Below are 26,989 nucleotides of genomic sequence, written 5' to 3'. Positions count from 1 at the left end.
CCATTGAATGGCCTGCACGAACTGAAGTAAGCTCGGGCTCATTCACTGGAGAGCAACATGCCGAAACACACCCGCAACCACGCCAACCACACCGGCCGCAGCCTGCGCCCTGTGCTGGCCGTTGCCGGCTGCGTGGCACCTGCCAACTATTACTTTGGGTATTGGTTTAGCCATTAGGCGCCGATACCCACCCGGCGTCCACCTTCGAGGGGCCGCCGAACATGAGAATACTCAAACCCCCGGTCGGCTTCCCGACCGGGGGTTTTGCTTTTCAGGCCTTTGACCAACACCGATTCACTTTGAGGACAGATTCATGAACTACGCCACTTATTACTACGCAAACACCTCTGCCTGGCGATTTAGCCAATCCCGCTCGGGCCAGCCTGCCGCCTCCGATCGGTCCTCTACAGGTGGCAATGCAGCAGCCAATACCAATTCAACGATCTGTCGAACACCTCGATAGGGCCGACCATGCGGGCTTGAACCCGCTGTCCGCCCAGGGAAAAACGCCATGCACGCTTCCAGCCTCGCCCTGCCCCTGACCCAGCCGCAAGCGGCCAACACCACTGTCAGCAAACGCTTGCCCAGCCCGCACCTGCTCAAGCAACAGATGCCACTGTCCAGCGAACTGGCCCAGCAAGTCCAGGCCCATCGCCTGGCCATCCGCGACATCCTCGAAGGCCGCGACCCGCGCCTGCTGGTCATAGTCGGCCCCTGCTCCATCCATGACCCACGCGCGGCCCTGGAATACGCCGACCGCCTGGCCGCCCTTGGCCGCGAAGTCAACGACAAGCTGCTGCTGGTGATGCGCGCCTACGTCGAAAAACCGCGTACTACAGTGGGCTGGAAAGGCCTGGCCTACGACCCGCACCTCGATGGCAGTGACGACATGCACTCAGGCATCGCCTTGTCCCGCGGGCTGATGCTGAGCATGATCGAACGCGGCCTGCCGATCGCTACCGAGTTGCTGCAACCGATGGCCGCCGGCTACTTCGATGACCTGCTGGCCTGGGCCGCGATTGGCGCACGCACCACCGAATCGCAAATCCACCGCGAAATGGTCAGTGGGCTGGAACTGCCGGTCGGCTTCAAGAACGGTACGGACGGCGGCATCACCATCGCCAGCGACGCCATGCGCAGCGCTGCCCACCCCCACCGGCACTTCGGCATGGATGCACAAGGCCACCCGGCGATCATCGAGACCTTGGGCAACCCGGACACACACCTGGTACTGCGCGGCGGCCACAAAGGCCCGAACTACGATGCCAACAGCATCGCCATGGCCCGCCAGGCGTTGGCCAAGGCCGGCCTGCAGGCACGGATCATGGTCGATTGCAGCCACGCCAACAGCGGCAAGGACCCGGCGCGCCAGCCAGCGGTCTTCAATGAGGTGCTGGAGCAGCGCCTGGGCGGCGACCGTTCGCTGGTCGGGGTGATGATCGAAGGGCATTTGTTCGATGGCTGCCAGGCACTGGGCAAGGGCGCACTCAAATACGGCGTGTCGATTACCGACGGCTGCCTGGGCTGGGCCTCGACCGAAACCTTGTTGCGTGAGGCGGCACAAAAACTGTAGGCCAATGGTTGCAAGCCTGGCGAGACATACCCCGGACAAGTGCGCTAGGCTTGCCTTTTTTACCCCCAAGGAGCAGTACCCATGGCCCGTGCAACCGCCCGCCACATTCTGGTCAGCAGCGAAGACAAGTGCAACGAACTGAAAGCCCAGATCGAAGCAGGCGCCGACTTCGCTGAAATCGCCAAAGCCAACTCCACCTGCCCGTCCAGCCGTCAGGGCGGTGACCTGGGCTCGTTCGGCCCAGGCCAGATGGTCAAGGAATTCGACACCGTGGTCTTCAGCGCCCCGGTCAACACTGTGCAAGGCCCGGTGAAGACCCAGTTCGGCTACCACCTGCTGGAAGTGACCAGCCGCCAGGACTGATTCCCCCCTCCCGGTGATCAGCCCCCCTGTGGGAGCGGGTTTACCCGCGAAGAGGCCAGACCAGACAACCTCGTTGCCTGCTCCGACGCATTCGCGGGTGAACCCGCTCCCACAAGTATTGTGGGGGCTTGTATTTTCGTGCATGGGCTTTACGGTCCAAGCGGCTACCACCCACGCCCTCACCGTCTACGGTGAAGCCCCCCGCTACGCCGCCAGCTTCCGGCATTTCGACTATGTAAACCCCGACGCCCCCAAGGGCGGCATCTTGCGCCGCTCGGCCATCGAGATCGGCCAGTTCGACCACATCCTGCCCTACATCGACAAAGGCATCGGTGTCAGCGAAGTCGATGGTCTGCTGTACGCGCCACTGGCGGTACGCTCGTACGATGAACCCTATACCGTTTACGGCCTGATCGCCCGGCGCATGGAGCGCGGCCCCAATGATGAGTGGCTGCGTTTCGACATCGACCCACGCGCCACCTTCGCCGATGGCAAGCCGGTGCGCGCCGAAGACGTGCGTTTCACCTTCGAACTGCTGATGAGCAAGGGCAGCCTCAAATACCGTACCCAGTTTGCCGACGTGACCGGCGTGACCGTGGAAAGCCTGCACAGCGTACGATTCGACTTGAAGCCCGAGCACGGCCGCACCCTGGCGCTGGACCTCGCCAGCCTGCCGGTAATGCCCGAGCACGACTGGCAGCAGCGCGATTTTGCCAACGGTGCCGGCTTCGACAAGCCGATTGGCAGCGGGCCATACCGCATCGGGCGCATCGACAACGGCCGCAGCATCACCTTCGAACGCGACCCGACATGGTGGGCACGTGACTTGCCGGCCAGCCGTGGCCGCTACAATTTCGACAAGCTGCGCATCGAGTACTTCGGCGACACCGAAGTGGCGCGCCAGGTACTCAAAGGCGGTGGCTACGACTATAACCGCGAGTTCTCCGCCACGGCCTACACCTTGGGCTACAACGGTGCGCAACTGGACGACGGCCGCCTGCAACGCGCCCACCTGGCCCCGGCCAAACCGCAGGTGGCCCAAGGTTTCGTGTTCAACCTCGACCAGCCGCAGTTCAAGGACCGCCGTGTGCGCCAGGCGCTGGGTATGTTGTGGGACTACGAGTGGAGCAACCGGCAGATGATGCGCAACCTGTACATCCGCCAGCAAAGCGTGTTCTCCAATACCCCTTTGGCCGCTCGCCAGTTGCCGGATGCGGAGGAGTTGAAGCTGCTCGCCCCCTTGCGCGGCCAAGTGCCAGATGAAGTGTTCACCACGGTGTTCACTGCCCCGGTCACCGACGGCTCGGGGATCATCCGTAAACAGCAGTTGCAGGCCTTGGCCCTGCTCGAACAAGCCGGCTGGCACCCCGAAGGCGACCGCTTGGTCAATAGCCAGGGCACGCCACTGGCGTTCACGTTCCTCAATGGCCAGGCGGGCCTTGAACGCCTGCTGCTGCCGTGGAAGCGCAACCTGGCCCAGATCGGCGTGACCCTGAACATCCGCAACGTCGACTCGGCCCAGTACGTCAACCGGCTGATGGCGCGCGATTACGACATGATCGTCACCGGCTACCCGGTCACCCTGTCGCCGGGCGCCGAGTTGTACAACTACTTCGGCTCGGCGGCCGCTCACGACCCCGGCTCGAACAACCTGATGGTCCTGCAGGACCCGGCCGTAGACCACCTGATCGACGGCCTGGTTCGCGCCGACACCCAGGCCGACATGCTGCGTCACGCCCATGCCCTGGACCGCGTGCTGCAATGGAATTACTACTGGATCCCCAACTACTACCCGCCAGGCAGCTCCACCGCGTGGTGGAACCGCTTCGGCCTGCCCAAGGTCCAGGCCTCCTATGACGAGGGCCTGGACACCTGGTGGGAGGTCAGCCCTACCCCGCTGACCAACGCGCAAATGGCCGAACGTCGGAAGGCCACGCCATGACCGCTTATATCCTGCGCCGCCTGTTGCTGATCATTCCGACGCTGCTGGCAATCCTGCTGGTCAATTTCGCCATCGTCCAGGCCGCGCCGGGTGGCCCGGTGGAGCAAGCCGTGGCCCGCCTCCAGGGCATCGGTGGCGGCGCACCTGGCGCGCGCGCTGAAGTGGTTCATGGCGAATCCCGCGCCACACGCGGCCTGGACCCGAAACTGATCGAAGAGATCAAGCGCCAGTACGGCTTTGACAAGTCCGCCCCCGAACGCCTGTGGTTGATGCTGGGCCAATATGCCCGGCTGGACTTTGGCAACAGCTTCTTCCGCGGCGCCAAAGTCACCGACCTGATTCTCGACAAGTTGCCGGTCACCTTGTCGCTGGGCTTCTGGGCCACGCTGATCACCTACCTGGTGTCGATCCCGCTGGGCATCCGCAAGGCAATGCGCCATGGCAGCCGCTTCGATGCCTGGAGCAGCGCATTGATCGTGATCGGTTACGCCCTGCCTTCGTTCCTGTTCGCGCTCTTGCTGATCGTACTGTTTGCCGGCGGCACTTCGCTCAGCTGGTTCCCGGTACGCGGCCTGGTCTCGGACAATTTCGACGAGCTCAGCCTGCTGGGCAAGGTCGCCGACTACTTCTGGCACCTGGTGCTGCCGGTCGCCGCCCTGGTGATCGGAGGGTTCGCCACCCTCACGTTGCTGACCAAGAATGCTTTCCTCGACGAGGTTTCCCGCCAATACGTGGTCACTGCCCGGGCCAAAGGCCTTAGTGAACGCCGCGTGCTGTATGGCCACGTACTGCGCAACGCCATGCTGCTGGTGGTGGCCGGGCTGCCACAGGCGCTGATTACGGTATTTTTCGCCGGTTCGTTGCTGATCGAGGTGATCTTTTCGCTCGATGGCCTGGGCCGCATGAGTTATGAGGCCGCCGTGTCGCGGGATTACCCGGTGGTGTTCGGCACGCTGTTCATCTTCACCCTGGCGGGCCTGCTGATTCGTCTGATCGGTGACCTGTCTTACACGTTGCTCGACCCGCGCATCGACTTCGATACGAGGGCGCATTGATGCTATCGCCCCTATCACGCCGTCGCCTGCAACGCTTTCGGCGCCACCGCCTGGGCTGGGTGTCGCTGTGGTTGTTTGCCGGCCTTTTGCTGCTGAGCCTTGGTGCCGAACTGGTGGCCAACGACAAGCCACTGCTGCTGGGCTACAAGGGCGAGCTTTACGTTCCGGCGCTCAAACGCTACACCGAGCAGCAGTTTGGCGGGCAACTGCCGTTTCAACCCGACTACCGCAGCGCCTATGTGCGCCAACTGATCGCGGAACAGGGTGGCTGGATGCTGTTCGCGCCTATCCCGTTCAGCGCCGACACACCTAATTACGACCTGCAGGTGCCCACCCCCAGCCCGCCCAGCGCCAGCAACTGGCTAGGCACCGACGACCAGGGCCGTGACGTGCTGGCGCGGGTGCTTTATGGCACGCGGGTATCGCTGCTGTTCGCCTTTGCCCTGACCGCGGTCAGTGTGCTTATTGGCGTGGCGGCAGGCGCCCTGCAAGGCTACCACGGGGGCTGGGTCGACCTGCTCGGGCAGCGCCTGCTGGAAGTATGGTCGGGGTTGCCCGTGCTGTATCTGCTGATCATCCTCAGCGGTTTTGTCGAACCGGATTTCTGGTGGCTGCTGGGGATCATGGCGCTGTTTTCCTGGCTGGCCCTGGTCGACGTGGTGCGCGCCGAGTTCCTGCGCGGGCGCAATCTGGAGTATGTAAAGGCTGCGCGTGCGCTGGGGTTACCGGACAGCCAGGTCATGCTGCGGCATATCTTGCCCAATGCCATGAATGCCACGCTGACCTATGTGCCGTTCATGCTGACCGGGGCCATTACCACACTGACCGCGCTGGATTTTCTGGGCTTTGGCATGCCAGCGGGCAGCGCCTCGCTGGGCGAGCTGGTGACCCAGGGCAAGCAGCACCTGGAGGCACCGTGGTTGGGCTTTACCGCGTTCTTTGCGCTGGCGGTGATCCTGTCACTGCTGGTGTTTATCGGGGATGCCCTGCGCGAGGCGTTTGACCCCCGACGATAAGTTTTCAGGCCCGGTCTTTTCGCGGGCTTGTGCCAATACATGATTCAGGATGTTCACCCATGCACGACAGCGACAGCCTCAAGGACTACCCCCAGGTACGGCAACTGGCGATCCGCTCGTTGTTCGAGATCATCGAGCAGTCCAGCGAAGGCACGGTGATCGTCGATCGCCAGGCACGCATCGTCTGGATGAACGAACGCTACGCCCGACGCTTTGGCCTGGCCGACGCTGCCAGTGCCATCGGCCAACCCTGCGAAACGGTGATCCCTGGGAGCCTGATGCGCGACGTGGTGAGCAATGGCCGGCCCATCCTGCTGGACATGCTCGACACGCAGAACGAGCCGTTGGTGGTCATGCGCCTGCCCATCCACGACGACCAGGGCGCGCTGATCGGCGCCATCGGCTTTGCCCTGTTCGACGAACTGCGCAGCCTGTCGCCGCTGCTCAAACGCTATTCCAGCATGCAGCAGGAACTGGCCTCGACCCGCTCGCAACTGCGCGCCCGCCAGGCCAAGTACAGCTTCGCCCAGTTCGTAGGCAGCAGCGCGGCCAGCCTGGAAGCCAAGCGACGCGCCCGGCGTGGCGCCGGCAGCGATTCACCCGTGTTGCTGCTGGGCGAAACCGGCACCGGCAAGGAACTGCTGGCCCACGCCATTCACGCAGCGTCAGCACGGGCGCACAAAGCTTTTGTCAGCATCAACAGCGCAGCCATCCCGGAGACGCTGCTGGAAGCCGAATTCTTCGGCACCGCGCCGGGTGCTTTTACCGGCGCCGACCGCAAAGGCCGCAGCGGCAAGCTGCAACTGGCCGAAGGCGGCACGCTGTTCCTCGACGAGATCGGCGACATGCCGCTGGCCCTGCAGAGCAAGCTGCTGCGGGTGCTGCAGGAAAAGGAATACGAGCCGGTCGGTTCGAACCAGATGCTGCGCAGCGATGTGCGCATCATCGCCGCCACCTCCATCGACCTGCAGGCTGCCATGGCCCGCGGGGCCTTCCGCGCCGACCTGTATTACCGGCTGAATGTGCTGCCGATCGATGTCCCGCCGTTGCGGCAACGGCTGGAGGACCTGCCGGCGCTGTGCGAAGCCATATTGGCTGAGCTGGGCAGCCAGTACGAGCTGGAAGCTGAAGCGCAGCAACTGCTGGCCAGGCATGCCTGGCCGGGGAACATTCGCGAGCTGCGCAATGTGCTGGAGCGCGCGACCTTGCTGGCGGATCAGCCCCGGTTGGGGGTTGCGGACTTGCGTGCGGCACTGGGGCCATTGAGCCCGCTGGCTGAGGCGCCCAAACGCCAGACCTACCGCGAGGCGTGCGAGGCATTTGAACGCGGCCTGATTACCGGGGCGCTGGCCGAACAGGGAGGAAAAGTGCCGGAGGCAGCGGCAGCCTTAGGGCTGGGGCGGTCGACGCTGTACAAGAAGATGGCGGCACTTGGTCTCTGATTGGAGACTCTTGTTTCTTATTTGAGATTACCGCCAGAGCTCCGCCTTCTATCAGAGGCAAGCCAGCGATAGGCTGTAAAGCAGCCCCTGGCGTCTCTGAATGTAGACATAAACTTCTAACAAAACTCTTTATCCCTTACAAATCAGCAAGTTACATAGTTGGCACGATTCCCGCTATCTCCTGGTCAACGATAAAAACAAGACTCACCCAGGAGACCCACCCCGATGACCGTGCTCATCGCACTCGCCGCTCTGGCCTTGCTGATGCTGGCCGCCTACCGCGGTTACAGCGTAATCCTCTTCGCCCCCATCGCCGCCCTCGGCGCTGTCCTGCTCACCGACCCTTCTGCCGTCGCCCCTGCGTTCACGGGGGTGTTCATGGAGAAAATGGTCGGTTTCATCAAACTGTACTTCCCCGTATTCCTGCTGGGCGCGGTATTCGGCAAGCTGATCGAGCTGTCCGGCTTCTCCCGCTCGATCGTCGCTGCGGCCATCCGCCTGCTCGGCACCCGCCAGGCGATGCTGGTCATCGTCCTGGTCTGTGCCCTGCTCACTTACGGCGGTGTTTCGCTGTTCGTGGTGGTGTTCGCGGTGTACCCGTTCGCCGCCGAAATGTTCCGTCAGAGCAACATCCCCAAACGCCTGATCCCGGCCACCATCGCCCTGGGCGCATTCTCGTTCACCATGGACGCCTTGCCCGGCACCCCACAGATCCAGAACATCATCCCCAGCACCTTCTTCAACACCACCGCCTGGGCCGCACCGTGGCTGGGCCTGATCGGCACGCTGTTCGTGTTCTTTACCGGCATGGCCTATCTGCAGCGCCAGCGCAACAAGGCCCTGCGCGCCGGTGAAGGTTACGGCACCGACTTGCGCAACGAACCGGAAACCGCTGCCGACCTGAGCCTGCCCAACCCTTGGCTGGCGCTGTCGCCGCTGATACTGGTGGGGGTCATGAACCTGGTGTTCACCCACTGGATACCGCATTGGTACGGCCCCAGCCACAGCCTGCAATTGCCAGGCATGAGTGCACCGGTACAAAGCGACGTGACCAAGCTGACGGCCATCTGGGCTGTGCAGGCTGCGTTGCTGGTGGGCATCCTGATGGTCCTGGTGTGCGCCTTTGGCGCCATTCGTACGCGTTTGGCCGAAGGCACCAAAAGCGCGGTGGGCGGTGCCTTGCTGGCAGCCATGAACACCGCCTCGGAATATGGCTTTGGCGCGGTAATCGCCTCGTTGCCGGGTTTTCTGGTGCTGGCCGATGCCCTGCGCGGCATCCCAAACCCATTGGTGAACGAAGCCATCACCGTGACCTTGCTGGCCGGCATCACCGGCTCTGCTTCGGGCGGCATGAGCATCGCCCTGGCGGCCATGGGCGACACGTTCATCGCCGCCGCCCACGCGGCCGACATCCCGCTGGAAGTGCTACACCGGGTAGCCGCCATGGCCAGCGGCGGCATGGACACCCTGCCGCACAACGGCGCGGTGATCACCTTGCTGGCGGTGACTGGCCTCACCCACCGCGAGGCCTACAAGGACATTTTTGGTATTACCCTGATCAAGACCCTGGCGGTGTTCGTGGTCATCACCACGTTCTACGCCACTGGCATCGTCTAAGGAGCATGGCATGACCCTTGAAGGCAAAACTGCACTCGTCACCGGTTCCACCAGCGGCATTGGCCTGGGCATCGCCCAAGTATTGGCCCGGGCTGGCGCCAACATCGTGCTCAACGGCTTTGGCGACCCGGGCCCCGCCATGGCGGAAATTGCCCGGCACGGGGTGAAGGTCGTCCATCACCCGGCCGACCTGTCGGATGTGATCCAGATCGAGGCCTTGTTCAACCTGGCCGAACGTGAGTTCGGCGGCGTCGACATCCTGGTCAACAACGCCGGTATCCAGCATGTGGCACCGGTTGAGCAGTTCCCGCCGGAAAGCTGGGACAAGATCATCGCCCTGAACCTGTCGGCCGTATTCCATGGCACTCGCCTGGCACTGCCGGGCATGCGCACGCGCGACTGGGGGCGCATCATCAATATCGCTTCGGTCCATGGCCTGGTCGGTTCGATTGGCAAGGCAGCCTACGTGGCAGCCAAGCATGGTGTGGTCGGCCTGACCAAGGTGGTCGGCCTGGAAACCGCCACCAGTCATGTCACCTGCAATGCCATCTGCCCGGGCTGGGTGCTGACACCGCTGGTACAAAAGCAGATCGACGATCGTGCGGCCAAGGGTGGCGATCGGTTGCAAGCGCAGCACGATCTGCTGGCAGAAAAGCAACCGTCGCTGGCCTTCGTTACCCCCGAACACCTCGGTGAGCTGGTACTCTTCCTGTGCAGCGAGGCCGGTAGCCAGGTTCGCGGCGCCGCCTGGAACGTCGATGGTGGCTGGTTGGCCCAGTGACGGGCGGCCTGGGCCTGGCGGCGGCCGCGCATTCGTTTATCAGCAAGGAGGCCTTATGCGCCCTACCCCAATGACCGCGATTCTGGCCCTGAGCCTGGCCGCCGCCGCACCTGCGACGGCCGCCAGCCTGAAGGACATCGCGCCCTACCCCGAGGCGGAAAAAGGCTTCACCCGGCAGGTTATCCACCTGCCGGCCCAGGCCGATGAGTCGGCCTATAAACTGGAAATCCTCGCTGGCAAGACCCTGCAGGTCGACTGCAATCGCCAGCGCCTGGGCGGCAGCCTCGAAGAGCGCACCCTGGAAGGCTGGGGCTACAGTTACTACCGCCTGGACAACGTCAGCGGCCCGGCCAGCACACTGATGGCCTGCCCGGACGGCAAGAAGACCGAGGCCTTCGTACCGGTGGTCGGCGACGGCTTCCTGCTGCGCTACAACAGCAAGCTGCCGGTGGTGGTGTATGTGCCCAAGGATGTCGAAGTGCGCTACCGCGTGTGGTCGGCATCGCAGGATGTGCAAAAGGCTAAAGTAGAGTAAGCAGAACCGCTTTCTCTGCAGGATCAGCTTCTTCGCAACACAAGGCTGATCCTGCACTGAGCCTGCTTTGTTCCGGTAAAGGAGATTCGGCATGAACGATGTGCTCTGGCGCCCGTCCACAACGCAGATCGAGGCCAGCCGGATGGATGCCTTCCGCCGCCGGGTCAACCTGCGCTACAACCTGCAACTCGACGACTACCAGGCCCTGCACGGCTGGAGCATCGAACAGCGCGCCGACTTCTGGCAAACCCTTGCCGAGTTTTTCCACGTACATTGGCATACCCCGCCCAGCCAGGTGCTTAGCGAAGGGCCGCAGATGCCCGATGCACAGTGGTTCGCCAATGCCACCCTGAACTTTGCCGAACACCTGCTGCGCCGCCGCGACGACCGCCCGGCCGTGGTCGCCGTGCGCGAAGACGGCCAACGCGAAGTGTTCAGCCATGCTGAACTGGCCGCGCAGGTGGCCGGGCTGCAAACGGCATTCAAGGCTGCAGGTATCGTCCCGGGCGACCGGGTAGCGGCCATCATGCCCAATACCTGGCAAACACTGGTGGCCATGCTCGCCTGCACCAGCCTTGGCGCAGTCTGGTCTTCCTCCTCGCCCGAATTCGGCGTGCACGGCATCATCGACCGCTTCGGCCAGATCGAACCCAAGCTGCTGATCGTCTGCGCCGGTTACCAGTATGCAGGCAAGGCCATCGACCAGGTGACCAAGGTCAACCAGGTGTGCGCGCAGTTGCCTGGCCTGGAGCAACTGATCGTGGTGCCCCATACCCGCAAAGGCACGCATGCCGACGAATTCCAGGCAGCCAACGTCAGCCTGTGGGATGACTTCTTCCAGCCCGGCGGCGAGCCCCGTTTCACCCCGCTGCCGTTCGACCACCCGCTGTACATCCTCTATTCCAGTGGCACCACCGGCGTGCCCAAGTGCATTGTCCATCGCGCCGGAGGCGTGCTGTTGCAACACCTCAAGGAACACGGCCTGCACAACGACCTGAAGGCCGATGACGTGCTGTTCTACTACACCACCTGCGGCTGGATGATGTGGAACTGGCTGGCCAGCGGCCTGGCGGTGGGTGCCACGCTGGTGCTGTACGACGGCTCGCCGTTCCACCCGGGCCCCGGGCGCCTTCTGGACCTGATAGAGGCCGAGGGCATCCACGCCTTCGGCACCAGCGCCAAGTACCTGGCGGCACTGGAGCAGGCAGGCCTGGAACCCGCCACCAGCCACTGCCTGACCAGCCTGCGGCTGCTGATGTCCACCGGTTCGCCGCTGTCACCGCACAGCTATGACTATGTGTACGACAAGATCAAGGCCGACCTGTGGCTCGTGTCCATGTCGGGCGGTACGGATATCGTCTCCTGCTTCGTGCTGGGCAACCCGACCCTGCCTGTGCGTCGTGGCGAAATCCAGTGCAAGGGCCTGGGTATGGCGGTGGAGGTGTGGAACGAGCAGGGTCAGCCCGTGGTGGACGAAAAAGGCGAGCTGGTGTGCACGCGCAACTTCCCCTCGATGCCACTCGGTTTCTGGAACGACCCGGACGGCCGCCGTTACCAGGATGCCTATTTCAGCCAGTTTCCGGGGGTGTGGGCCCAGGGCGACTACGCCGAGCAGCGTGCCAGCGGGGGCATGGTGATTCACGGGCGCTCCGACGCCGTGCTCAACCCGGGCGGCGTGCGCATTGGCACCGCGGAGATCTACCGCCAGGTGGAAAAGGTCGAACAGGTCGTTGAAAGCGTGGCCATCGGCCAGGACTGGAACGGGGATGTGCGGGTGGTGCTGTTCGTGCGCCTGCACGACGGCCTGCAGCTGGATGAAGCCCTGCGCCAGCAAATCCGCCAGGTAATACGCCAGTACACAACACCCCGCCATGTGCCGGCGGTGATCGCCCAGGTCAGCGACATACCGCGCACCATCAGTGGCAAGCTGGTGGAACTGGCGATTCGCGATGTGGTGCATGGGCGGCCGGTGAAGAACACCGATGCCCTGGCCAACCCGGAGGCACTGGAGCAGTTTCGCGATCGCGCAGAGCTCAAGAGCTGACATTCATCGCGGCCATTCAGGCACGATCGCTTCTGCTGGATTCAATCAGGCATAATGCCGCCTTTTTTCCCGATACACAGGTAGCCCATGAAAGCCCAAGCCCGCCACATACTGGTCAAGACCGCTGACGAAGCCGAAAAGCTCAAGCAGCGCATCGCCAACGGCGAGGCTTTCGACGTGCTCGCCAAAAAGTTCTCTCTTTGCCCATCCGGCAAGCGGGGTGGTGACCTGGGCGAAATCCGCCCAGGGCAGATGGTCGGTGCCATCGACCAGGTGATTTTCAAAAAGCCTTTGCGGGTGGTACACGGGCCGATCAAGAGCAAATTCGGCTACCACCTGGTGCAAACGTTCTACCGCGACTAAGGCGCTAGCCTTTTGCCACCTGACATTTTTGCCAGTTGTGGTCGTGACGCACTCCTCTATACAACCCCGGTAACCCTGCACACCACGCGTGGTGCGCAGGTCTCCCTGGTGAATGGAGGTTTTCCTGATGCGTCTACGCCTGATGCTGACCCTGGGTTCACTGCCGCTGCTGGGCATAGTCACGCCCGCTGCACACGCGGCTTGCACCATCTCACCCGGCCCGGGTAACGACACCTACACCTGTGACAGCGGCACTGCGCCCTCGCTGGTGGACACCAGCGGTGATAACCGCCTGGTATTCCCGGCATCCGGTAGCGGCGCCATCACCGGCGACGTAACCTTTGGCGCCGGCAGAGACAGCATCGACATGGCCTCTGGCAGCGTTGGCGGCAACATCCACCAAGGTGCCGGCATCGATGACTTCGCCATGAGCGGCGGCGTCATCGAAGGCAACGTCAACCAGGGCGATGGCCTGGACACCTTTCACATGACCGGCGGCTGGATCAAGGGCACGTTCGACAGCGGCGACTATGCCGAAATGGACAACGGGCGTATCGGCAACGTCAACATGCGGTTGGACGAGAACACCTTCATCATGCGTGGCGGCAGCGTCGACCGGAACGTCATCGCGGCCTTCGACAAGGACTATATCGAAGTCTTCGATGGCAACATCGGCGGCAATATCAGCGTCAGCGGTGGCGATGACCAGGTGCTGGTGCATGGCGGCCAGGTTGGCGGCGATGTGTTGCTGAGCACTGGCAACGACCGCTTCACCTGGGACGGTGGCCGTATTGGCGGGCGCGTGGATGCGGGGCCAGGTGATGACACGGCACTGCTCAAAGGCCTCACGCCCGAGGTGCTGAATATCACTGTGGACGGTGGCGACGGTACCGATAGCCTGACGTTCGATGCCAGTCAGCCGGCAGGCGGTGCCCGCTATGTGAATTGGGAGCGTGTGGCGCTGAACAATGGCAGCCGGCTGGCACTGGATGACACGCTGGTACTGGGCGACAGCAACAGCAGCACGGGCAGCCTCGCCCTCGACGCCAGCAGCAGCATCACTTCACGCCAAGGGGTAATCACTGCATTTGCCCCGGACCAGCGCGCCGCAATCAGCAACGCAGGTACACTTGACCTCACAGCCGGCAATGATGCCTTGGGCCGCTTGAGCATCGAGGGTGATTACACCGGCAACAACGGCGCCCTGCGCCTGAACAGCGTGCTGGCCGGCGATGGCGCTGCTTCCGATCGCCTGGTGATCAGCCGCGGTGCCATCGCCGGCTCTACCCAGGTGCTCATCAACAACCTCAACGGTGCAGGTGCGGCGACTGCCCAAAACGGCATCCAGGTGGTCGAAGCCCGTGACGGCGCCACCAGCACGGCCAACGCATTTGTACAGGCCCAGAGGCTATCGGCCGGTGCCTACGACTACCGGCTGTTCAAAGGCGGTGTCACTGCCGGCAGTGAAAACAGCTGGTACTTGCGCTCTACGCTGGTTGCGCCACCCGCTCCAACCCCTGTGCCGGCACCGGGCGAGCCGCCGGTGATCACCCCGGCCGTCACCCCGCCCGTTGCTGCGCCCGCGCCCGGCCAGGCCGAGCTGCCTGCTCCGGCGCAGGGCCAAAGCCTGCCGCTGTACCGCCCCGAGGTCCCGGTTTATGCCGCAGCGCCACGGGGTGCCGCGATCATCGCCCGCCAGGCATTGGGCACCTTCCACCAACGCCAGGGCGACCAGCGGTTAGTGCAAGGTGAAAGCGCCCTGCCCGCCAGCTGGGGGCAAGCCTACGGCGGCGCGCTGCGCCAGCAATGGAGCGGCACGGTCAACCCCAGCCTGGACGGCGACCTGTACGGTTTCAAGGTAGGCCAGGACCTGTATGCCAAGGTTGGCGAGAACAGTTACCGCCAGCATGTCGGTATCTACGTAAGCCACAGCCACCTGGACGCCGACGTCAAAGGGTTTGCCCTGGCCGTTCAAGACCGCAGCGTGGGCGACCTGAACCTCGATGGCGATAGCGTGGGCACCTACTGGACGCTGGTCGGGCCACAGGGCGCGTACCTGGACGCGGTGTTGCAGTACACCCGCCTGGATGGCCGCGCCCGCTCCGATCGTGGCGACACGCTGAACGTCGACGGCCACGCCTGGACAGCTTCACTGGAATCGGGCTACCCCATCACCCTGTCCGAGCGCTGGCGCGTGGAACCGCAAGCTCAGCTGATTGCGCAAAAGGTCGCGCTGGACAGCGCCAGCGACAGCGTCTCGCGCATCAGCCATGACGCCCAGGTCGAGCTGACAGGTCGCTTGGGCCTGCGCCTGGAAGGTGCGTTCACAGGAAGCAGCGGGCGCCTGTTGCAACCCTATGCGCAGGTCAACCTGTGGCACGGTGACGGTGGGCGCGACACCTTGACCTTCGATGACGCAGACAAGATCAGGACCGATTACCGCTATACCTCGGTGCAACTGGAAAGCGGTGTGGTAGCGCAGGTCAACAAAGCGCTGAGCCTGCATGGCGGCGTGCAGTACACCGCCAACCTGGACAGCCGCCAGCAGGAAGCCAGCGGCGTGAACCTGGGCGTGCGCTGGCAGTTCTAGCGGCGCGCAGCCAGCAGACCGAGGCCCGCGCAACCCAGCAAGGAAGCGCTGACCCGGTTGAACATCCGGCGTGGGCCAGGCTGGCTGAACCAACGCTGCATGTAGGCGCCCAGGCCTGAGTAGATGGCAATGGCCGCCCATTCCAGCAGCAGGAACAACACACCCAGCCAAAGGAACTGCTCACTCACCGGGGTGCTGCTACCGACCGAGACGAACTGCGGCAGGAAGGCGGTGAAGATCAGGATGGCCTTAGGGTTACCGGCCGCCACCCAGAACTCCTGACGCGCCAGGCGCCAAGTGCCGCCTGGGTGATCGCTTGCCACCACGGTCTCGCTCACCGGTGCGCGCCACAGTTGCCAGGCGATATAGAACAGGTAGGCCGCGCCCACCACCTTGATGGCCAGGAACAGGTATTCGCTGGTATGCAACACCACTGCCAGGCCCATCGCGGCCAGGGCGATCATGCCGCAGAAGGCAAGGATACGGCCGGCGCCGGCCACACAGGCGGTGCGCAGGCCGTAACGGCTGGCGTTGTGCAACGACAACAGGTTGTTTGGCCCTGGCGCCATGTTCAAGGCGAAGCAGGCGGGGATGAAAAGCAGCAGGCTTGAAAGGTCCATTCTCGTTTTCCTCTGACAACAGCCCTCTATTTCGGCGCGTTCCGGGCCCTGGGGTCAAGTAACAGCCAGTGATAAAAACTGTACGGGTGCACGGTACCTGTTACCCTTCCGGCAATACCGAGGAGCCTGTAATGCCCCGTTCACACGCCGCCCTGTGGCGCGACCCGGCCCTGGCACATGTCGAAAGCCGGCGCGCCTGCGATAGCCGGGCCTGCTACAAGTCCCACAGCCACCCGACGTTTTCCATTGGTGCGGTGGATGCTGGCCACAGCCATTTCACCGGGGCTGCCGACGGGCAGCAGCACCTGGTACCCGGCACACTGGTAATGGTCCCCGCCCACCGCGTGCATGCCTGCAACCCGGCACCCGGCCTGGCCTGGAGCTATCAGATGCTGCATGTGGATGCCGACTGGCTGACGCAGTTGCGCCTGGAGTCAGGTCTTGGCGGTATCGGAGCCAGCGAACCGGTGCGTATCTGCAGGGAGGCTGAGGTATATCGGCAGTTCTGCGCGCTGAACAGGTTACTGTTTTCCAGTGCCTGCACCGGCGAGAAAGATGCGGCGCTGATTGCCTTTCTGGGCGACCTGGACTTTTCCGCGCACCCACCGCTGGCAGCGCCCCCCACCCTGGAAACCGCCACCTTGAGCGGGTTGCTTACACGCATCGAGCAGCAGGACCCTGCGCAATTGAGCCTGGAGGTGTTGGCGCGGGAGGCGGGGCTTGGGCGCTATCAGCTGATCCGCGCGTTTCGTGCGGCTACCGGGTTCACGCCGCATGCCTACCTGCTCAATGCCCGGGTCAATCGCGGGCGGCAACTGTTGAGTGAAGGGCTGGCCCTGGCGGAAGTGGCCTATCAGCTTGGCTTTGCTGACCAGAGCCATTTCCAGCGGGTGTTCAAGGCCCATGTGGGGGTTACGCCGGGGCAGTACCGAGGGAACTGAAGGCTGCTGCAGGTGCAATATTGTTCAATACGCCAGAACGGGCCCGGCAGCAGACTGCGGTTTTTTCCGTAGAGCAGCCCCCAATGCAACAATTCATGATCATCGCCCTGGCCCACTTCCTTGCCCTGCTCTCACCTGGCCCGGACTTTTTCCTGGTCGCACGCAACGCGATCAACAGCGGCTGGCGCATCGCCAGCGGCGCCTGCCTGGGCATAGCGCTGGCCAATGGCGCGTTCATCGTCATGGCCTTCACCGGGCTTTCGGTACTGCAGCAGGGCGGCCCGCTGTTCACCAGCCTGCAACTGGCAGGCGCCAGCTACCTGCTGTACATCGGCGTGCTGTTCCTGCGCCATGCCGGGCAAACCAGCCTGGGCACAGTCGCCGGCAGCCAGCGGGTTCATGGCTGGTGGCGCAGTTTGGGCATGGGCTTCTTGTCCGGCATCCTCAACCCCAAGAACGCGTTGTTCTATGCCAGCCTGGCGAGCATGGTCGCCAGCGTCAGCCCCGGCTGGAAGGCTGCCTACGCCGTATGGATGCTCAGCATCGTCCTGCTCTGGGACCTGCTGGTCGCCGTGGCCATCGGCAACCAGCGGGTACTGCGGCGATTCGCCCGCAACCTGGCGTGGCTGGAGCGGGCCTCGGGGGTCATGCTGGTGATCTTGGCGGGGGCATTGTTGCTGCATCTGGCTCGGGGCTGACCCGTTGCAAGGTGCGCATGTCGACCAAGGTGAAATGGCCGCTGGCCCAGCCCCCCGTGTCCAGGTGCCACACATTGCCCAGCAGCTTGGCCTCCAGCACCGGGGTGTGGCCGACCAGCAGGGCTCGCAGGCCCTGCACCGGTTGGGTGTCCCCCTCTTTCAGGCGCCGACGCGACCACTGGCACACTTGGCGCACGTCAGGGTCGTCATCCAGTTCCAGCCAGGAGCGTAAGACTGCCCAGTCGGCAAACGGGCTGTCTGCATGCAGCAGGCCTACCAGCCCGTCTGCACTCTCCACTTCCATGGCAATCGGCAGCTGCTCGAAACGCTCCACGAAACGCAGTTGCTCGCGCCGCGGCAAGTCGAGGAACCAACCACCCCCGGCGGCGCGGTACATGCCCAGGTCGAGCCGCCCACCACGCACGCGGGTGATTGCCAAGGCTTCATGATTACCCTGGACGGCATGGAACCAAGGCTGGGCCAGCCATTCCAGAGCTGCCTCGCTGTGCGGCCCACGGTCGACCAGGTCACCCACGCTGAACAAGCGGTCCACCGCCGGATCGAACCCTACCGCATCCAGGCATTGTTGCAGGCGCTGGAAGTGGCCATGGATATCGCCCACGGCCAGATCCCGTCCCCGGATATTGGCGATCAGCCGCCGAAACCGTGCCATTACAGTGTTCCTCCGCTGGTAGCACCATGCCCGCTTTCGCGCAGGCCGTGCTCATGGCGCTGTCACTGGACAGCATGGCACAAGGTACCGTGGCTGCGCAGGTCGGAGGGTGTTTTGCCGCGTACCCCAGGCTTCCTGAAAAACCCTTCACTGGAACAGGCGTTGGTGCCGATAGTATGCTCGGCACGTCAATCTTCACCAGGGAATGGTTCTGATGAAACTGTGCGCCGTACAACTGGCGTCGCTCAAGGGCGATTTGCCAGCCAACCTCCAGCGCCATCTGGTTTGCATCGAGCAGGCTGCGGCCCTGGGTGCCGAACTGGTCGTGTTCCCCGAGCTGTCACTGACCGGCTATGAGCCGAGTGTGGCACGCCAGGCCGCCCTGCCCGTCACCTCCGCGCGCCTGGACCCGCTGCAGGCAGCGTGTGACCGCTTGGGCATTACGGTTGCCGTGGGCCTGCCATTGCCGACGCCCGACGGCATACGCATCGGCATGCCCATCTTCTGTCCTGGGGCGCCGCGCCAGGCCTATGCCAAGCAGCGCTTGCATGATGATGAGCTGCCTTACTTCACCCCAGGTGATCAGGCATTGCTGCTGGAGGTGGGTGAACATCGGGTGGCGCCGGCGATCTGCTACGAATCGATGTTCATGGCGCATGCCGCCATTGCCCGCGAGCGCGGTGCCGACCTGTACCTGGTCAGCGTTGCGAAAACCGCCAAGGGTATCCGCGAGGGATATGCGCACTACCCAGAGGTGGCACGCGAGCTGGGCATGCCAGTGTTGATGGCCAACTGCGTGGGGCCGGCCGACACCTTCATCGGTGCTGGCGGTTCTGCCGCGTGGGACAGCCAAGGGCAGTTGCTGGCCAGCCTGGATGACCACAGTGAAGGCCTGATCGTACTCGACACCCGCAGTGCCAGCGCGATCACCCTGCCCTTGAGTCCGTACCTTGCATGATCTATCTGTTTCTGGCGTTGCTGAGTTACGCCTGCACCTACTACCTGGTCGGCTTGCTGATTCAGGGTCAACTTGCCGATGTGGCCGAGGGCTTGCGCCATCGGCCCGATGCGCCAACGCCCGGCGAGTACCTGCGTGAGGTCGAGCCCCGCGCACGTCAGGCGCGGCGGCAGTACACCTTGATCGCTGGTACGGTGCTGGCCGTGCTGGCCTGCCTGATTGCCAGCGGGTTCGATTGACGCCTTACAGGTCCAGTGCCAGGCTTTGCCGCCCTTCCAGCGCCAGCAGGTACTGCTTGGCCGCCAGGCCACCGGCAAAGCCGGTCAGGCTGCCCGACGCGCCGATTACCCGGTGACAGGGAGCAATGATCGAAATCGGGTTGCGGCCATTGGCGGCGCCTACCGCGCGTACCGCCCTGGGGTTGCCGAGCTGCCGGGCAATATCGCTGTAGCTGCGGGTTTCGCCGAACGGTATCGCCAGCAGCGCAGCCCACACCTGACGCTGGAACTCAGTACCGGCAAAATCCAGCGCCAGCTCGAAACGCTGGCGCTTGCCGTCAAAGTACTCGCCCAGCTGGCGAGCGGCTTCCAGCAGTACCGGGCACTGGTCGTCCCGGTGCAGTGCGCCCAGGCGTACGCGGTTTTCCCGCTCTTCTTCCCACAATACGGCTGCCAGGCAGTTGCCACGGGCCACAAGGGTGAGCATACCGACGGGCGATGGCATGATCGTGAATGCGCTGGACATAGCCGGCTCCTGCAAGTTGCGACCGCCCAACTGTACGCATCCACAGTCTTTCATGCACCCGCTTTCTTGCTCAGTTCATTGCGCAGCCGGCAATGTGCCGCGCCTGGCTGAGCGTGACCTTGGGTATCAGTTCAGCGGGAATGCGTGATGTTGCCGACAGGTTGTAGACGTGGAAATGCTCGTTCACCACCTCCCTGGCCATTAGCGTCAACGACGGCAAGATGCGGCTGTCCCAATGCTGGTCGAGCCCGCACGGCGAACACTGCCCTTGGCCGTTCTCGTAAAAGCGCCCGGCACTCTGATCGAGGTCTACCCCTACCAGCAACACTTCTTCAAAGCCCAGGTGATAAGCCAGTTGCAAGGCCACATAAGCTACTGTGCGAGCATCGAAGAAACCGTGGGCCAGGTTTTTGCTGAAGGCGATGGAGCGGCTGCGTTTGCTCCACAGAGCACGCTTGCACACGCAACTGTCACCATGACCGCGCAAACCGTCCAGCAGGCTCGGCGTGTCGGCTTTGTGCAAGGCATAACACTGGGTGTGGGCTGGCACATCGGCACGCGCATACTGCTCTGGCCACAGGGCCAGGCGTTCGCTGTCGCGCACGGCAGTGGCGAACAAGGCCGGCTGTTGCTGGCAAAAGCTTTTGTCGGTGCACACGTAGAAGAAGGGTTTGATACCGTGTTCGGCGGTCATGGCGACCGACCCGTTCATGGCGATGATAGGCAAGTGCGCAAACTCGCCCAGCGGAAAATGTTTGGCAGAAGCGCCGGAGGCGAGGATCACCACGGGGCCCTGCTGGGAATTGCGACACGCCTCGAAACCGGAGAACGCCCCGCGTTCAGCGCTTGGCTGCAACGGAAGTGTGTTCATCAATGGCATCTTTAATCGAACAGTACAAACCACAATACTGATCCGTGTATATGCCGTGGCCGCTTTTACCTGACGTTACTTGGCTGAGCTTCAGTCAACCGCCATTCCCTTGTTTGGCGGGGTTTCAGCCTGGCGAATACCGGCTGGTCCAACTGCCTTAACAGACCACCGCAGTGAAAAAGTGTTCCCCTACTGTGGATAAGGAATAGCGATGACCATCACCGATGGTGACGGACGGGTACTAAGCGCCTTTCGTCATGAGCCTGCTTGATGCTTACCACTGGCGAGACTAATACTTAAACATCTGCCTGGGGAGGCACGAAAAATGCAACCAAGATTCGTTATCGTTCCCGCTGTGCCGATCGAAAAGGAGTCGTTCCGCGTAGGCAGCCGCTACTACGCCGCTACCGTTTGTGGAGGGTTCGACATTTATGACAATCAGGCAAAGGAGCGGCTCAAGCCGAGCTATCCAAACCGAAAGGAGGCGCAGGTGAAGTGCGAGCATTTGAACAAGCGGGATGACGCGGGGTAACCGTAGGAGATCTGCGCGGCTCAGCAAGCTCGGGTTACTGACTCAATCCAGACATTCCTTGGCAGCTTGGCGTAATTTGTCGCCAGACAGAAAGCTGCCCTTGTAGAAGGTCGCGCGGCTGCCCTCGCGAACGTCGACTACGTCAAGTACATCGTCGCTTGCCACGGCACTTGACGCCGTGAGCCGGTAGCCGTGGGCTATCGACTTCTGCGTGGCCTGGGGTGCCAGCGCCTGCCATTTTGGCAGGACACAGGCGGCGTACTGCTGCGGCGACTTTTTGGTCAGTTTGCTGGCTGTGGGTTTGCCAGGGGTTGCGCAGCCGGCAAGGCTGGCAACCAACACAGTTGCGAGAAAAATACGAAATGTAGGCATTTGCAATCGGCCGTTATGGATACGCTTCATTCTAACGGCGATGACACCGCGTTACCAATCAACCAAAGTCTTGCAGCAGGACGAAGCCCAAGCGAGATCTGTGTAGCGCACCTGATATTTCTGCCAGTAGCCGGGGCACGCCGCAACAGTGAAACTCCCGTGTGACATCACACCACGACTCGGCAGGGCTTCATACCATGCAAACGAACGCCAACCACACTCAGTTCTTCTATCAGAACGGCAAACTCGTCACCCTTAAAACCGGTGAACAGGGCCATAGTATCTTTCGCTCGCAGGACGTCCCCCTTGCCGAGCGACAATCAGACGACACCAACGCCGGCGGACTGCTAGCAACTGACGACAAGGGTTCGGTGCTGCAGGTACAGGAGAAAAGCTGAAGCCCTGAGGATACTCCGGCGCCATTGCGAGCCAAACCCGGGGTCAGGGCCTGGCTCCCCTGTACAACACAATGGCTGCTATATCCAGGGCCAACACACTGCCGACAAACAGGAACATGACGTACAGATCTTCAGAGAGCATTGCCGTATCCCCCAGATGCGCCGGTTTCAAAAGGGGTATGCAATTACTGATCCCGTCAGCGCAACAGGTATGCGAGCTGCGAATCAGCTGAACTTTAACTTGACCACTTTGCTCAGCGCCCAGCCACTGAAGACATAGAACGCATCCAGGTAGAAGCGCCCTGCATAGTTGGGCAACGGCGTTTGATTCAACAGCACATCCGGCTCGGGTGCGGGAGGAAACAGTGCATAAAAGCCGTTGGGCAGAACTGCCAGTGCCAGCAGTAACAGGTAAGTCGAGGCTTGTAGCAGGGTGGCACGATGACTGGATCTGGCGGACCACTTCAGCCCGTAGTAGGCAACCAGGCCGGCAACAGGCAAAACCCAGAAATGCGTCGGAATCCCAATGAACATTTCGGCGACTACGCTTCTTGCTTCCACCTGCGACTCTCCATCCAAATACAACGATTATTACGGGCGGGGCCGGCAAATGCAAAGCAACGCTGCTCAGGCCATACCGGCTCCACCCGCCCTTTTTGAACGTTGCCGGGCAGGCGATCGGCAGACAAAAAGCCCGCTCTCGACGGCGGGCTATTGGTGTGGGGTTGGATGATTACGCTTTTGAACACATCAGTGCAGCGTCCAGCAACCTGCCATGGTCGTACCAGGCATCACGTTGATAGGCCGTGAAGTGGCGTTCGGCTCCCGCGCCCCGCAACTCTACAAGACCATCGGCCTTGTCGGGGTCAGTGCTTTCGACGAAAAGCCTGACCGCGTTATCACCCTCGACTTCATAGGTTTTCACATTGCTTTGTAGCTCGCCTTTGACGCACCCCAGATACGCAGGTGGGCTTTTCATGGTAGTGCCAGCCGTATAATCGTGGCTGTCACGTACATCAGGGTTTTGTGCGCAGCCTGCCATGAACAACATGGCTACCCCGGATACAAGTAGTGCCCCTGCTAGCGATCTTGAGTTATTCATGCGACACGCTCCTGCAGCCCCATCGAAAACCGGGAAATGTTGCCAAGCAGCCTGCCCTTTTTTAGGTTTTGGTATGCCCATGTTACTGCGCCATCGCGACCGGGCATTAGGTTTGTTTGCTATATAGGTTTCGGGGCGTTTCCCTCACGCCCTGCCGTGCCCCCGATTACGAGTAAGGCCTACCCCATAACCGGGGTCAGGGGATGGCGTTGAGAAACACATAAGTCGCCGCCAGGTCCAGTACCAGCACAGCAACCACGCTGAAAATCATGTAATAGCGGTCATCCTGAGTCATATCTGCGTACCCCGCATGATCAATGTCTCAAGGTCACAGCAATTCCCGTTCCAGCAACCTGATACCGCCCGCTGGCACCGCGCCAGCCAAATAGCGCAATCGTGCAGTCAGTCCTTGATCTGGCATACGCCATTGGCTTTGTTCTTACCGGTATACGAAACGTCCGGCGAGCCGTCCGGGTTGATCGACAACGATACCGTTACCCCTCCACCTTTGGCCTCGAAATAGTTGTCATTGAATTTCTTCAGCTTGGCTTCCTTGCCATTGATGTAGACAGGCCCACCTTTATCGGCATGGACCTCGATATTTCCGGGGCATGTCGCGTTCAACAGCGGAATACCGGCGTGGGCAGCGCCTGATGCGGCAAGCAACAGGCCCAGTAACAAACGCTTCATTTGCAGTGTCCTCATGGGGTTGTCGGGGTGCGCGCGTTAAAGCAGTCCTGCGATGGCGAAGAGGCTCATCGCTCGTTCGAGATTGTAGGCAAACACATGCAGGCTCATCTCGCTACGCATTTTTTTATTTCAGTGCATCCAGTCCGCCCGTTGGCGGGTATTGCTGGTGGGCGGCCTTTGACTGCCCAGCCCAATGACTTTCAGGAGCACTGCAAATGAACTTCAAATACTCCGCCTGCCTGCTTGCCTGCAGCCTCGCCCTTGCGCTGCCGCCCGCCCACGCCCAGAGCGCGCTGCCAGAACCGATCAAAGTCCCTGATGGCCATCGCGTCCTGCTCGAAACCGTCGGCGTCGGCGAGATCACCTACGAGTGCCGCGACAAGGCCAACACCCCCGGTCAGACCGAATGGACTTTCGTCGGTCCCAAGGCAGTGCTCAATGACCGTACCGGTAACCAGGTGGGCGACTACTTTGGCCCGCCCGCCACCTGGCAGGCCAAGGATGGCTCGAAAGTCACCGGCACCCAACTGGCAGTGTCACCGGCGGACAAAGGCGCCATCCCCTATCAACTGGTCAAGGCCAACCCGGCCGAAGGCAAAGGCGCCATGCAGGGGGTCAGCTATATCCAGCGCCTGGCTACCCGCGGTGGTGTGGCGCCGTCAGTCGACTGCACGACGCAGAACAAAGGTGCCAGGCAAGTCGTCCAGTACCAGGCTGACTATGTGTTCTGGACAGCCAAGTAACACGCACCTGAACCTACGCCCTGCGAGTGATGATCTACGCTCGATGGCAAGCCCCCGGCTGGATGGCCGGGGTACCTTGCCTTACACAAGGAAGCCACACACGTTGAACTCGCCGGCCGCCCCCTTCGACTTCCATCGCTGCCTGGTCGCCTGTGCACAGGGTGACCGGCGAGCCCTGCAGGCGCTCTACGATCATGAAGGCGCGCGCCTGCTGGGCGTTGCCCGGCGTATCGCACGTGACGACGCCACTGCAGAAGACATCGTCCACGATGCGATCATCCGCATCTGGACCCGCGCCGCCAGCTACGACCCGGCGCGCGGCTCGGCTCGGGGCTGGATCTACAGCATTACCCGCCACCTGGCACTGAATTCGATACGCGATACCCGCCGTGAAACGGTACTGACCGATGCCGACACCGAAACTGCGTCAACATTGCACGGGAGGGTTGATGACCTTGACCTCTGGTCCGGCTCAGCAAAGATTTACCGTTGCCTTGAACAACTGCAGCCCGCACCGCAACGCTGCATCCTGCACGCCTACGTGGACGGCTGCAGCCACGCCGAGATAGCCGGTTTATTGGGCGCGCCACTGGGCACTGTCAAGGCCTGGATCAAACGCAGCCTCAAAGCGCTACGGGAGTGTCTGGAATGAAGCCCGATTCTGCCGAAGAACTGGACAGCCTCGCCGGGGAATATGTGCTGGGGACCTTGTCGCCGGAGCAATATGCCGCGGTGGCCGAGCGCCTGCATACCGACCCCGCGCTCCGCGCCGCTGTGGATGCCTGGGAGGCCCGGCTGTTGGAGCTGACCGCGCTGTCTACCCCACAGCCGCCGAGCCCCCGCCTGTGGCGCCGTATCCAGCGCAGCCTCGACGAGCTACCCGCACCGCGCACGCAGACTCGCTTGTGGCAACGCCTCGGCCTGTGGCAAGGGCTCAGCGCCGCGGGGCTGGCTGCAAGCCTGCTGCTGGCGTTTACCTTGCTGACCGCTCCCCCCTCTACCACGGAATACTTGGTGGTGCTGGTGGCGCCGAACAGCCAGGCCCCCGGCTGGGTAGTACAGGCCAGTGACAGCCACATGATCGAACTGCTGCCGCTGGGCCAGGACACGGTCCCCGACGGCATGGCCCTGCAGTTCTGGACCAAGGGCGAGCAATGGCGTGCCCCGGTTTCGCTTGGCCTGGTCAAACCAGGCGAACCCTATCGGGTTCCGCTGCAAAGCCTGCCCCCTTTGGAGGCCAATCAATTGTTCGAGCTGACGCTGGAGAAAGCCGGTGGCTCGCCTACCGGTCTGCCGACAGGGCCGGTGAAGTTCATTGGTCGGGCGGTGAAAGTGATATGACACGAAAGGGCCGCAGCACGTGTCTGCGGCCTTCGTAAAGCTGGAAGCCAGGGTCAGGCGCGGATCACCTCGAGGCGATCCCGCCCAGCCTCTGTGATGGCGTTCTCTCCTTCATCGCTGATGCGATAACGTCCTGACACCATTTTGGTAATTGAGAACCGGACCAGCCCGCTTTGGGACAAGGCTTGGCCTGCTTCGAAGCTCATTGCCTGCTCCAGGTCGAAGATCTTGATTTCTCCGATTTTGTAGCGTGCAAACGCGACCAAGGCGTTATCCAGTTCTTGTTGACTGATCGTTGTAGCGACTTCCATTCGACCTCCCAGGTCATGAGAGCCCCGGTCCGTGGGGGTGGAGGCAACGAACCGGGTGGCTTGTTGAAGGCGGACCGTACTATGCAGTCACGGAAGTCGCTACTGGCTTTCCATCCATGCTGGATGGATAGGCAGCACGACACCCGCCACACCTACGGTCACTTCAGGAGCCGTCGCCGCATGCCCCGCGTCACCTACCTCGCGGGTAATCCCGCTAAGCCATGCGGCCCTGCTCAGACCATGCTCATCGCCGCACGCAGCGCCAGCAGGTAGGTTTCGACACCAAACCCGCAGATTTGCCCGCGCACCACCTCGGCAAATACCGAGTGATGGCGGAACGGCTCCCTGGCATGGATGTTGGACATGTGCACTTCTACCACCGGCACTTCGATGATGGCCAATGCATCACGAATGCCGTAGCTGTAATGGGTCCAGGCACCGGCATTGATCAGCACGGCATCTACCCGGTCCTCATAGGCCTGATGGATGCGTTCGCACATGGCGCCTTCGAAGTTGCTCTGGAAGCTCTCAACCTGGGCTCCCAGCTCTTCGCCCAAGGCCTGCAACGCCTGGTCGATGTCGGCCAGGGTCGCAGTGCCGTACTGGCGCGGGTCGCGCTTGCCGAACATGTTGTGGTTGATGCCATGCAGCATCAGTACATTGGCGACCATCGA

31 protein-coding genes are annotated in these 26,989 nt (G+C 62.5%); 21 read left to right on the top strand and 10 right to left on the bottom strand.

Annotation, left to right across the window (positions count from 1 at the left end; all coding sequences use genetic code 11):
* Positions 1-511 precede the first annotated feature (511 nt).
* The 12 genes from ACF8EA_RS01030 (at position 512) to ACF8EA_RS00975 (ending at position 15,321) form a co-directional block, all read left to right on the top strand.
* The gene (locus ACF8EA_RS01030; protein ID WP_392520970.1) at positions 512-1,573 is read left to right on the top strand and encodes a 3-deoxy-7-phosphoheptulonate synthase; all 1,062 of its coding nucleotides are present in this window, start codon (positions 512-514) and stop codon (positions 1,571-1,573) included.
* Between the two features lie 81 nt (positions 1,574-1,654).
* A complete protein-coding gene (locus ACF8EA_RS01025) occupies positions 1,655-1,936 on the top strand; it encodes a peptidylprolyl isomerase (protein WP_003248318.1) in 282 nt (93 codons plus the stop codon).
* 142 nt (positions 1,937-2,078) lie between these two features.
* Positions 2,079-3,878 carry an extracellular solute-binding protein gene (locus tag ACF8EA_RS01020; protein ID WP_392520969.1) on the top strand — a complete coding sequence of 600 codons (1,800 nt, stop codon included), beginning with the start codon at positions 2,079-2,081 and terminating at the stop codon, positions 3,876-3,878.
* Complete coding sequence (locus tag ACF8EA_RS01015) at positions 3,875-4,933, top strand: microcin C ABC transporter permease YejB (protein WP_021785668.1); 1,059 nt, start codon at positions 3,875-3,877, stop codon at positions 4,931-4,933. Before ACF8EA_RS01020 ends, ACF8EA_RS01015 begins: the two co-directional genes overlap by 4 nt.
* Positions 4,933-5,949, top strand: a complete 1,017-nt coding sequence (locus ACF8EA_RS01010) for an ABC transporter permease (RefSeq protein ID WP_103462548.1) — start codon at positions 4,933-4,935, stop codon at positions 5,947-5,949. Before ACF8EA_RS01015 ends, ACF8EA_RS01010 begins: the two co-directional genes overlap by 1 nt.
* Positions 5,950-6,008: 59 nt before the next feature.
* A complete protein-coding gene (locus ACF8EA_RS01005; protein WP_103444318.1) occupies positions 6,009-7,391 on the top strand; it encodes a sigma-54-dependent Fis family transcriptional regulator in 1,383 nt (460 codons plus the stop codon).
* 225 nt (positions 7,392-7,616) lie between these two features.
* Positions 7,617-9,008, top strand: coding sequence for a GntP family permease (locus tag ACF8EA_RS01000; RefSeq protein WP_274148927.1), 1,392 nt, complete (start codon positions 7,617-7,619; stop codon positions 9,006-9,008).
* A 10-nt stretch (positions 9,009-9,018) separates the two neighbouring features.
* Positions 9,019-9,789 carry a 3-hydroxybutyrate dehydrogenase gene (hbdH, locus tag ACF8EA_RS00995; protein ID WP_021785664.1) on the top strand — a complete coding sequence of 257 codons (771 nt, stop codon included), beginning with the start codon at positions 9,019-9,021 and terminating at the stop codon, positions 9,787-9,789.
* A 55-nt stretch (positions 9,790-9,844) separates the two neighbouring features.
* On the top strand, positions 9,845-10,324 hold the full coding sequence (gene eco / locus ACF8EA_RS00990) for a serine protease inhibitor ecotin (protein WP_275967372.1): 480 nt from the start codon (positions 9,845-9,847) through the stop codon (positions 10,322-10,324).
* A gap of 91 nt (positions 10,325-10,415) precedes the next feature.
* Positions 10,416-12,368 carry an acetoacetate--CoA ligase gene (locus ACF8EA_RS00985; protein ID WP_275967373.1) on the top strand — a complete coding sequence of 651 codons (1,953 nt, stop codon included), beginning with the start codon at positions 10,416-10,418 and terminating at the stop codon, positions 12,366-12,368.
* 87 nt (positions 12,369-12,455) lie between these two features.
* Positions 12,456-12,731, top strand: coding sequence for a peptidylprolyl isomerase (locus ACF8EA_RS00980; protein ID WP_010953969.1), 276 nt, complete (start codon positions 12,456-12,458; stop codon positions 12,729-12,731).
* A 112-nt stretch (positions 12,732-12,843) separates the two neighbouring features.
* A complete protein-coding gene (locus ACF8EA_RS00975) occupies positions 12,844-15,321 on the top strand; it encodes an autotransporter outer membrane beta-barrel domain-containing protein (RefSeq protein ID WP_392520968.1) in 2,478 nt (825 codons plus the stop codon).
* Here ACF8EA_RS00975 and ACF8EA_RS00970 read toward each other — a convergent pair.
* Positions 15,318-15,941, bottom strand: coding sequence for a LysE family translocator (locus tag ACF8EA_RS00970; protein ID WP_012052432.1), 624 nt, complete (start codon positions 15,939-15,941; stop codon positions 15,318-15,320). The two genes, ACF8EA_RS00975 and ACF8EA_RS00970, sit on opposite strands and share 4 nt — an antisense overlap.
* Positions 15,942-16,072: 131 nt before the next feature.
* Between ACF8EA_RS00970 and ACF8EA_RS00965 the strand changes: the two genes are divergently transcribed.
* Positions 16,073-16,882, top strand: coding sequence for an AraC family transcriptional regulator (locus tag ACF8EA_RS00965; RefSeq protein ID WP_021785571.1), 810 nt, complete (start codon positions 16,073-16,075; stop codon positions 16,880-16,882).
* 83 nt (positions 16,883-16,965) lie between these two features.
* A complete protein-coding gene (locus tag ACF8EA_RS00960; protein WP_392520967.1) occupies positions 16,966-17,580 on the top strand; it encodes a LysE family translocator in 615 nt (204 codons plus the stop codon).
* On the opposite strand, the gene ACF8EA_RS00955 is transcribed toward ACF8EA_RS00960, so the two are convergent.
* Positions 17,528-18,253: a serine/threonine protein phosphatase gene (locus ACF8EA_RS00955; protein ID WP_103444313.1), complete on the bottom strand. Its 726-nt coding sequence runs from the start codon at positions 18,251-18,253 to the stop codon at positions 17,528-17,530. The genes ACF8EA_RS00960 and ACF8EA_RS00955 overlap by 53 nt on opposite strands.
* Positions 18,254-18,467: 214 nt before the next feature.
* Between ACF8EA_RS00955 and ACF8EA_RS00950 the strand changes: the two genes are divergently transcribed.
* Positions 18,468-19,211, top strand: coding sequence for a carbon-nitrogen hydrolase family protein (locus tag ACF8EA_RS00950; RefSeq protein ID WP_392520966.1), 744 nt, complete (start codon positions 18,468-18,470; stop codon positions 19,209-19,211).
* Positions 19,208-19,450, top strand: a complete 243-nt coding sequence (locus ACF8EA_RS00945) for a hypothetical protein (RefSeq protein WP_103469049.1) — start codon at positions 19,208-19,210, stop codon at positions 19,448-19,450. Before ACF8EA_RS00950 ends, ACF8EA_RS00945 begins: the two co-directional genes overlap by 4 nt.
* Before the next feature lie 4 nt (positions 19,451-19,454).
* Here ACF8EA_RS00945 and ACF8EA_RS00940 read toward each other — a convergent pair whose 3' ends face one another.
* Both ACF8EA_RS00940 and ACF8EA_RS00935 read right to left on the bottom strand, forming a co-directional pair.
* Positions 19,455-19,955, bottom strand: coding sequence for a methylated-DNA--[protein]-cysteine S-methyltransferase (locus ACF8EA_RS00940; RefSeq protein WP_339534467.1), 501 nt, complete (start codon positions 19,953-19,955; stop codon positions 19,455-19,457).
* A gap of 70 nt (positions 19,956-20,025) precedes the next feature.
* The gene (locus ACF8EA_RS00935; RefSeq protein WP_392520965.1) at positions 20,026-20,826 is read right to left on the bottom strand and encodes a lipopolysaccharide biosynthesis protein; all 801 of its coding nucleotides are present in this window, start codon (positions 20,824-20,826) and stop codon (positions 20,026-20,028) included.
* Positions 20,827-21,151: 325 nt separating this feature from the next.
* On the opposite strand from ACF8EA_RS00935, the gene ACF8EA_RS00930 reads away from it, so the two are divergent.
* Positions 21,152-21,358, top strand: a complete 207-nt coding sequence (locus tag ACF8EA_RS00930) for a hypothetical protein (protein ID WP_021785579.1) — start codon at positions 21,152-21,154, stop codon at positions 21,356-21,358.
* A gap of 42 nt (positions 21,359-21,400) precedes the next feature.
* On the opposite strand, the gene ACF8EA_RS00925 is transcribed toward ACF8EA_RS00930, so the two are convergent.
* On the bottom strand, positions 21,401-21,760 hold the full coding sequence (locus ACF8EA_RS00925) for a hypothetical protein (protein WP_392520964.1): 360 nt from the start codon (positions 21,758-21,760) through the stop codon (positions 21,401-21,403).
* A gap of 167 nt (positions 21,761-21,927) precedes the next feature.
* On the opposite strand from ACF8EA_RS00925, the gene ACF8EA_RS00920 reads away from it, so the two are divergent.
* On the top strand, positions 21,928-22,128 hold the full coding sequence (locus ACF8EA_RS00920) for a hypothetical protein (protein WP_021785581.1): 201 nt from the start codon (positions 21,928-21,930) through the stop codon (positions 22,126-22,128).
* A 225-nt stretch (positions 22,129-22,353) separates the two neighbouring features.
* On the opposite strand, the gene ACF8EA_RS00915 is transcribed toward ACF8EA_RS00920, so the two are convergent.
* The 3 genes from ACF8EA_RS00915 to ACF8EA_RS00905 form a co-directional block, all read right to left on the bottom strand.
* Complete coding sequence (locus tag ACF8EA_RS00915) at positions 22,354-22,662, bottom strand: hypothetical protein (RefSeq protein WP_021785583.1); 309 nt, start codon at positions 22,660-22,662, stop codon at positions 22,354-22,356.
* Between the two features lie 199 nt (positions 22,663-22,861).
* Positions 22,862-23,230 (bottom strand): hypothetical protein, encoded by a 369-nt coding sequence (locus tag ACF8EA_RS00910; protein ID WP_021785584.1) that lies wholly within the window; start codon positions 23,228-23,230, stop codon positions 22,862-22,864.
* Between the two features lie 402 nt (positions 23,231-23,632).
* On the bottom strand, positions 23,633-23,920 hold the full coding sequence (locus ACF8EA_RS00905) for a hypothetical protein (RefSeq protein WP_392520963.1): 288 nt from the start codon (positions 23,918-23,920) through the stop codon (positions 23,633-23,635).
* A 215-nt stretch (positions 23,921-24,135) separates the two neighbouring features.
* Here ACF8EA_RS00905 and ACF8EA_RS00900 point away from each other — a divergent pair, with 215 nt between their 5' ends.
* The 3 genes from ACF8EA_RS00900 to ACF8EA_RS00890 all read left to right on the top strand — a co-directional run bounded on the left by ACF8EA_RS00900 (position 24,136) and on the right by ACF8EA_RS00890 (position 26,004).
* The gene (locus ACF8EA_RS00900; RefSeq protein ID WP_392520962.1) at positions 24,136-24,663 is read left to right on the top strand and encodes a DUF3455 domain-containing protein; all 528 of its coding nucleotides are present in this window, start codon (positions 24,136-24,138) and stop codon (positions 24,661-24,663) included.
* A gap of 103 nt (positions 24,664-24,766) precedes the next feature.
* On the top strand, positions 24,767-25,315 hold the full coding sequence (locus ACF8EA_RS00895) for a sigma-70 family RNA polymerase sigma factor (protein ID WP_021785587.1): 549 nt from the start codon (positions 24,767-24,769) through the stop codon (positions 25,313-25,315).
* Positions 25,312-26,004 (top strand): anti-sigma factor domain-containing protein, encoded by a 693-nt coding sequence (locus ACF8EA_RS00890; protein WP_392520961.1) that lies wholly within the window; start codon positions 25,312-25,314, stop codon positions 26,002-26,004. The genes ACF8EA_RS00895 and ACF8EA_RS00890 overlap by 4 nt, the downstream gene beginning before the upstream one ends.
* Before the next feature lie 53 nt (positions 26,005-26,057).
* Here the strand turns inward: ACF8EA_RS00890 and ACF8EA_RS00885 are convergent, their stop codons facing one another.
* Positions 26,058-26,315 (bottom strand): hypothetical protein, encoded by a 258-nt coding sequence (locus tag ACF8EA_RS00885; protein WP_021785589.1) that lies wholly within the window; start codon positions 26,313-26,315, stop codon positions 26,058-26,060.
* A gap of 233 nt (positions 26,316-26,548) precedes the next feature.
* Positions 26,549-26,986 (bottom strand): type II 3-dehydroquinate dehydratase, encoded by a 438-nt coding sequence (gene aroQ, locus ACF8EA_RS00880; RefSeq protein ID WP_010953903.1) that lies wholly within the window; start codon positions 26,984-26,986, stop codon positions 26,549-26,551.
* Positions 26,987-26,989: the final 3 nt, after the last annotated feature.

The sequence above is a fragment of the Pseudomonas sp. YQ_5 genome (genome assembly GCF_043103305.1).
GTDB lineage: Bacteria > Pseudomonadota > Gammaproteobacteria > Pseudomonadales > Pseudomonadaceae > Aquipseudomonas > Aquipseudomonas putida_Y.
This window is presented reverse-complemented; position numbering and strand designations above follow the sequence as displayed.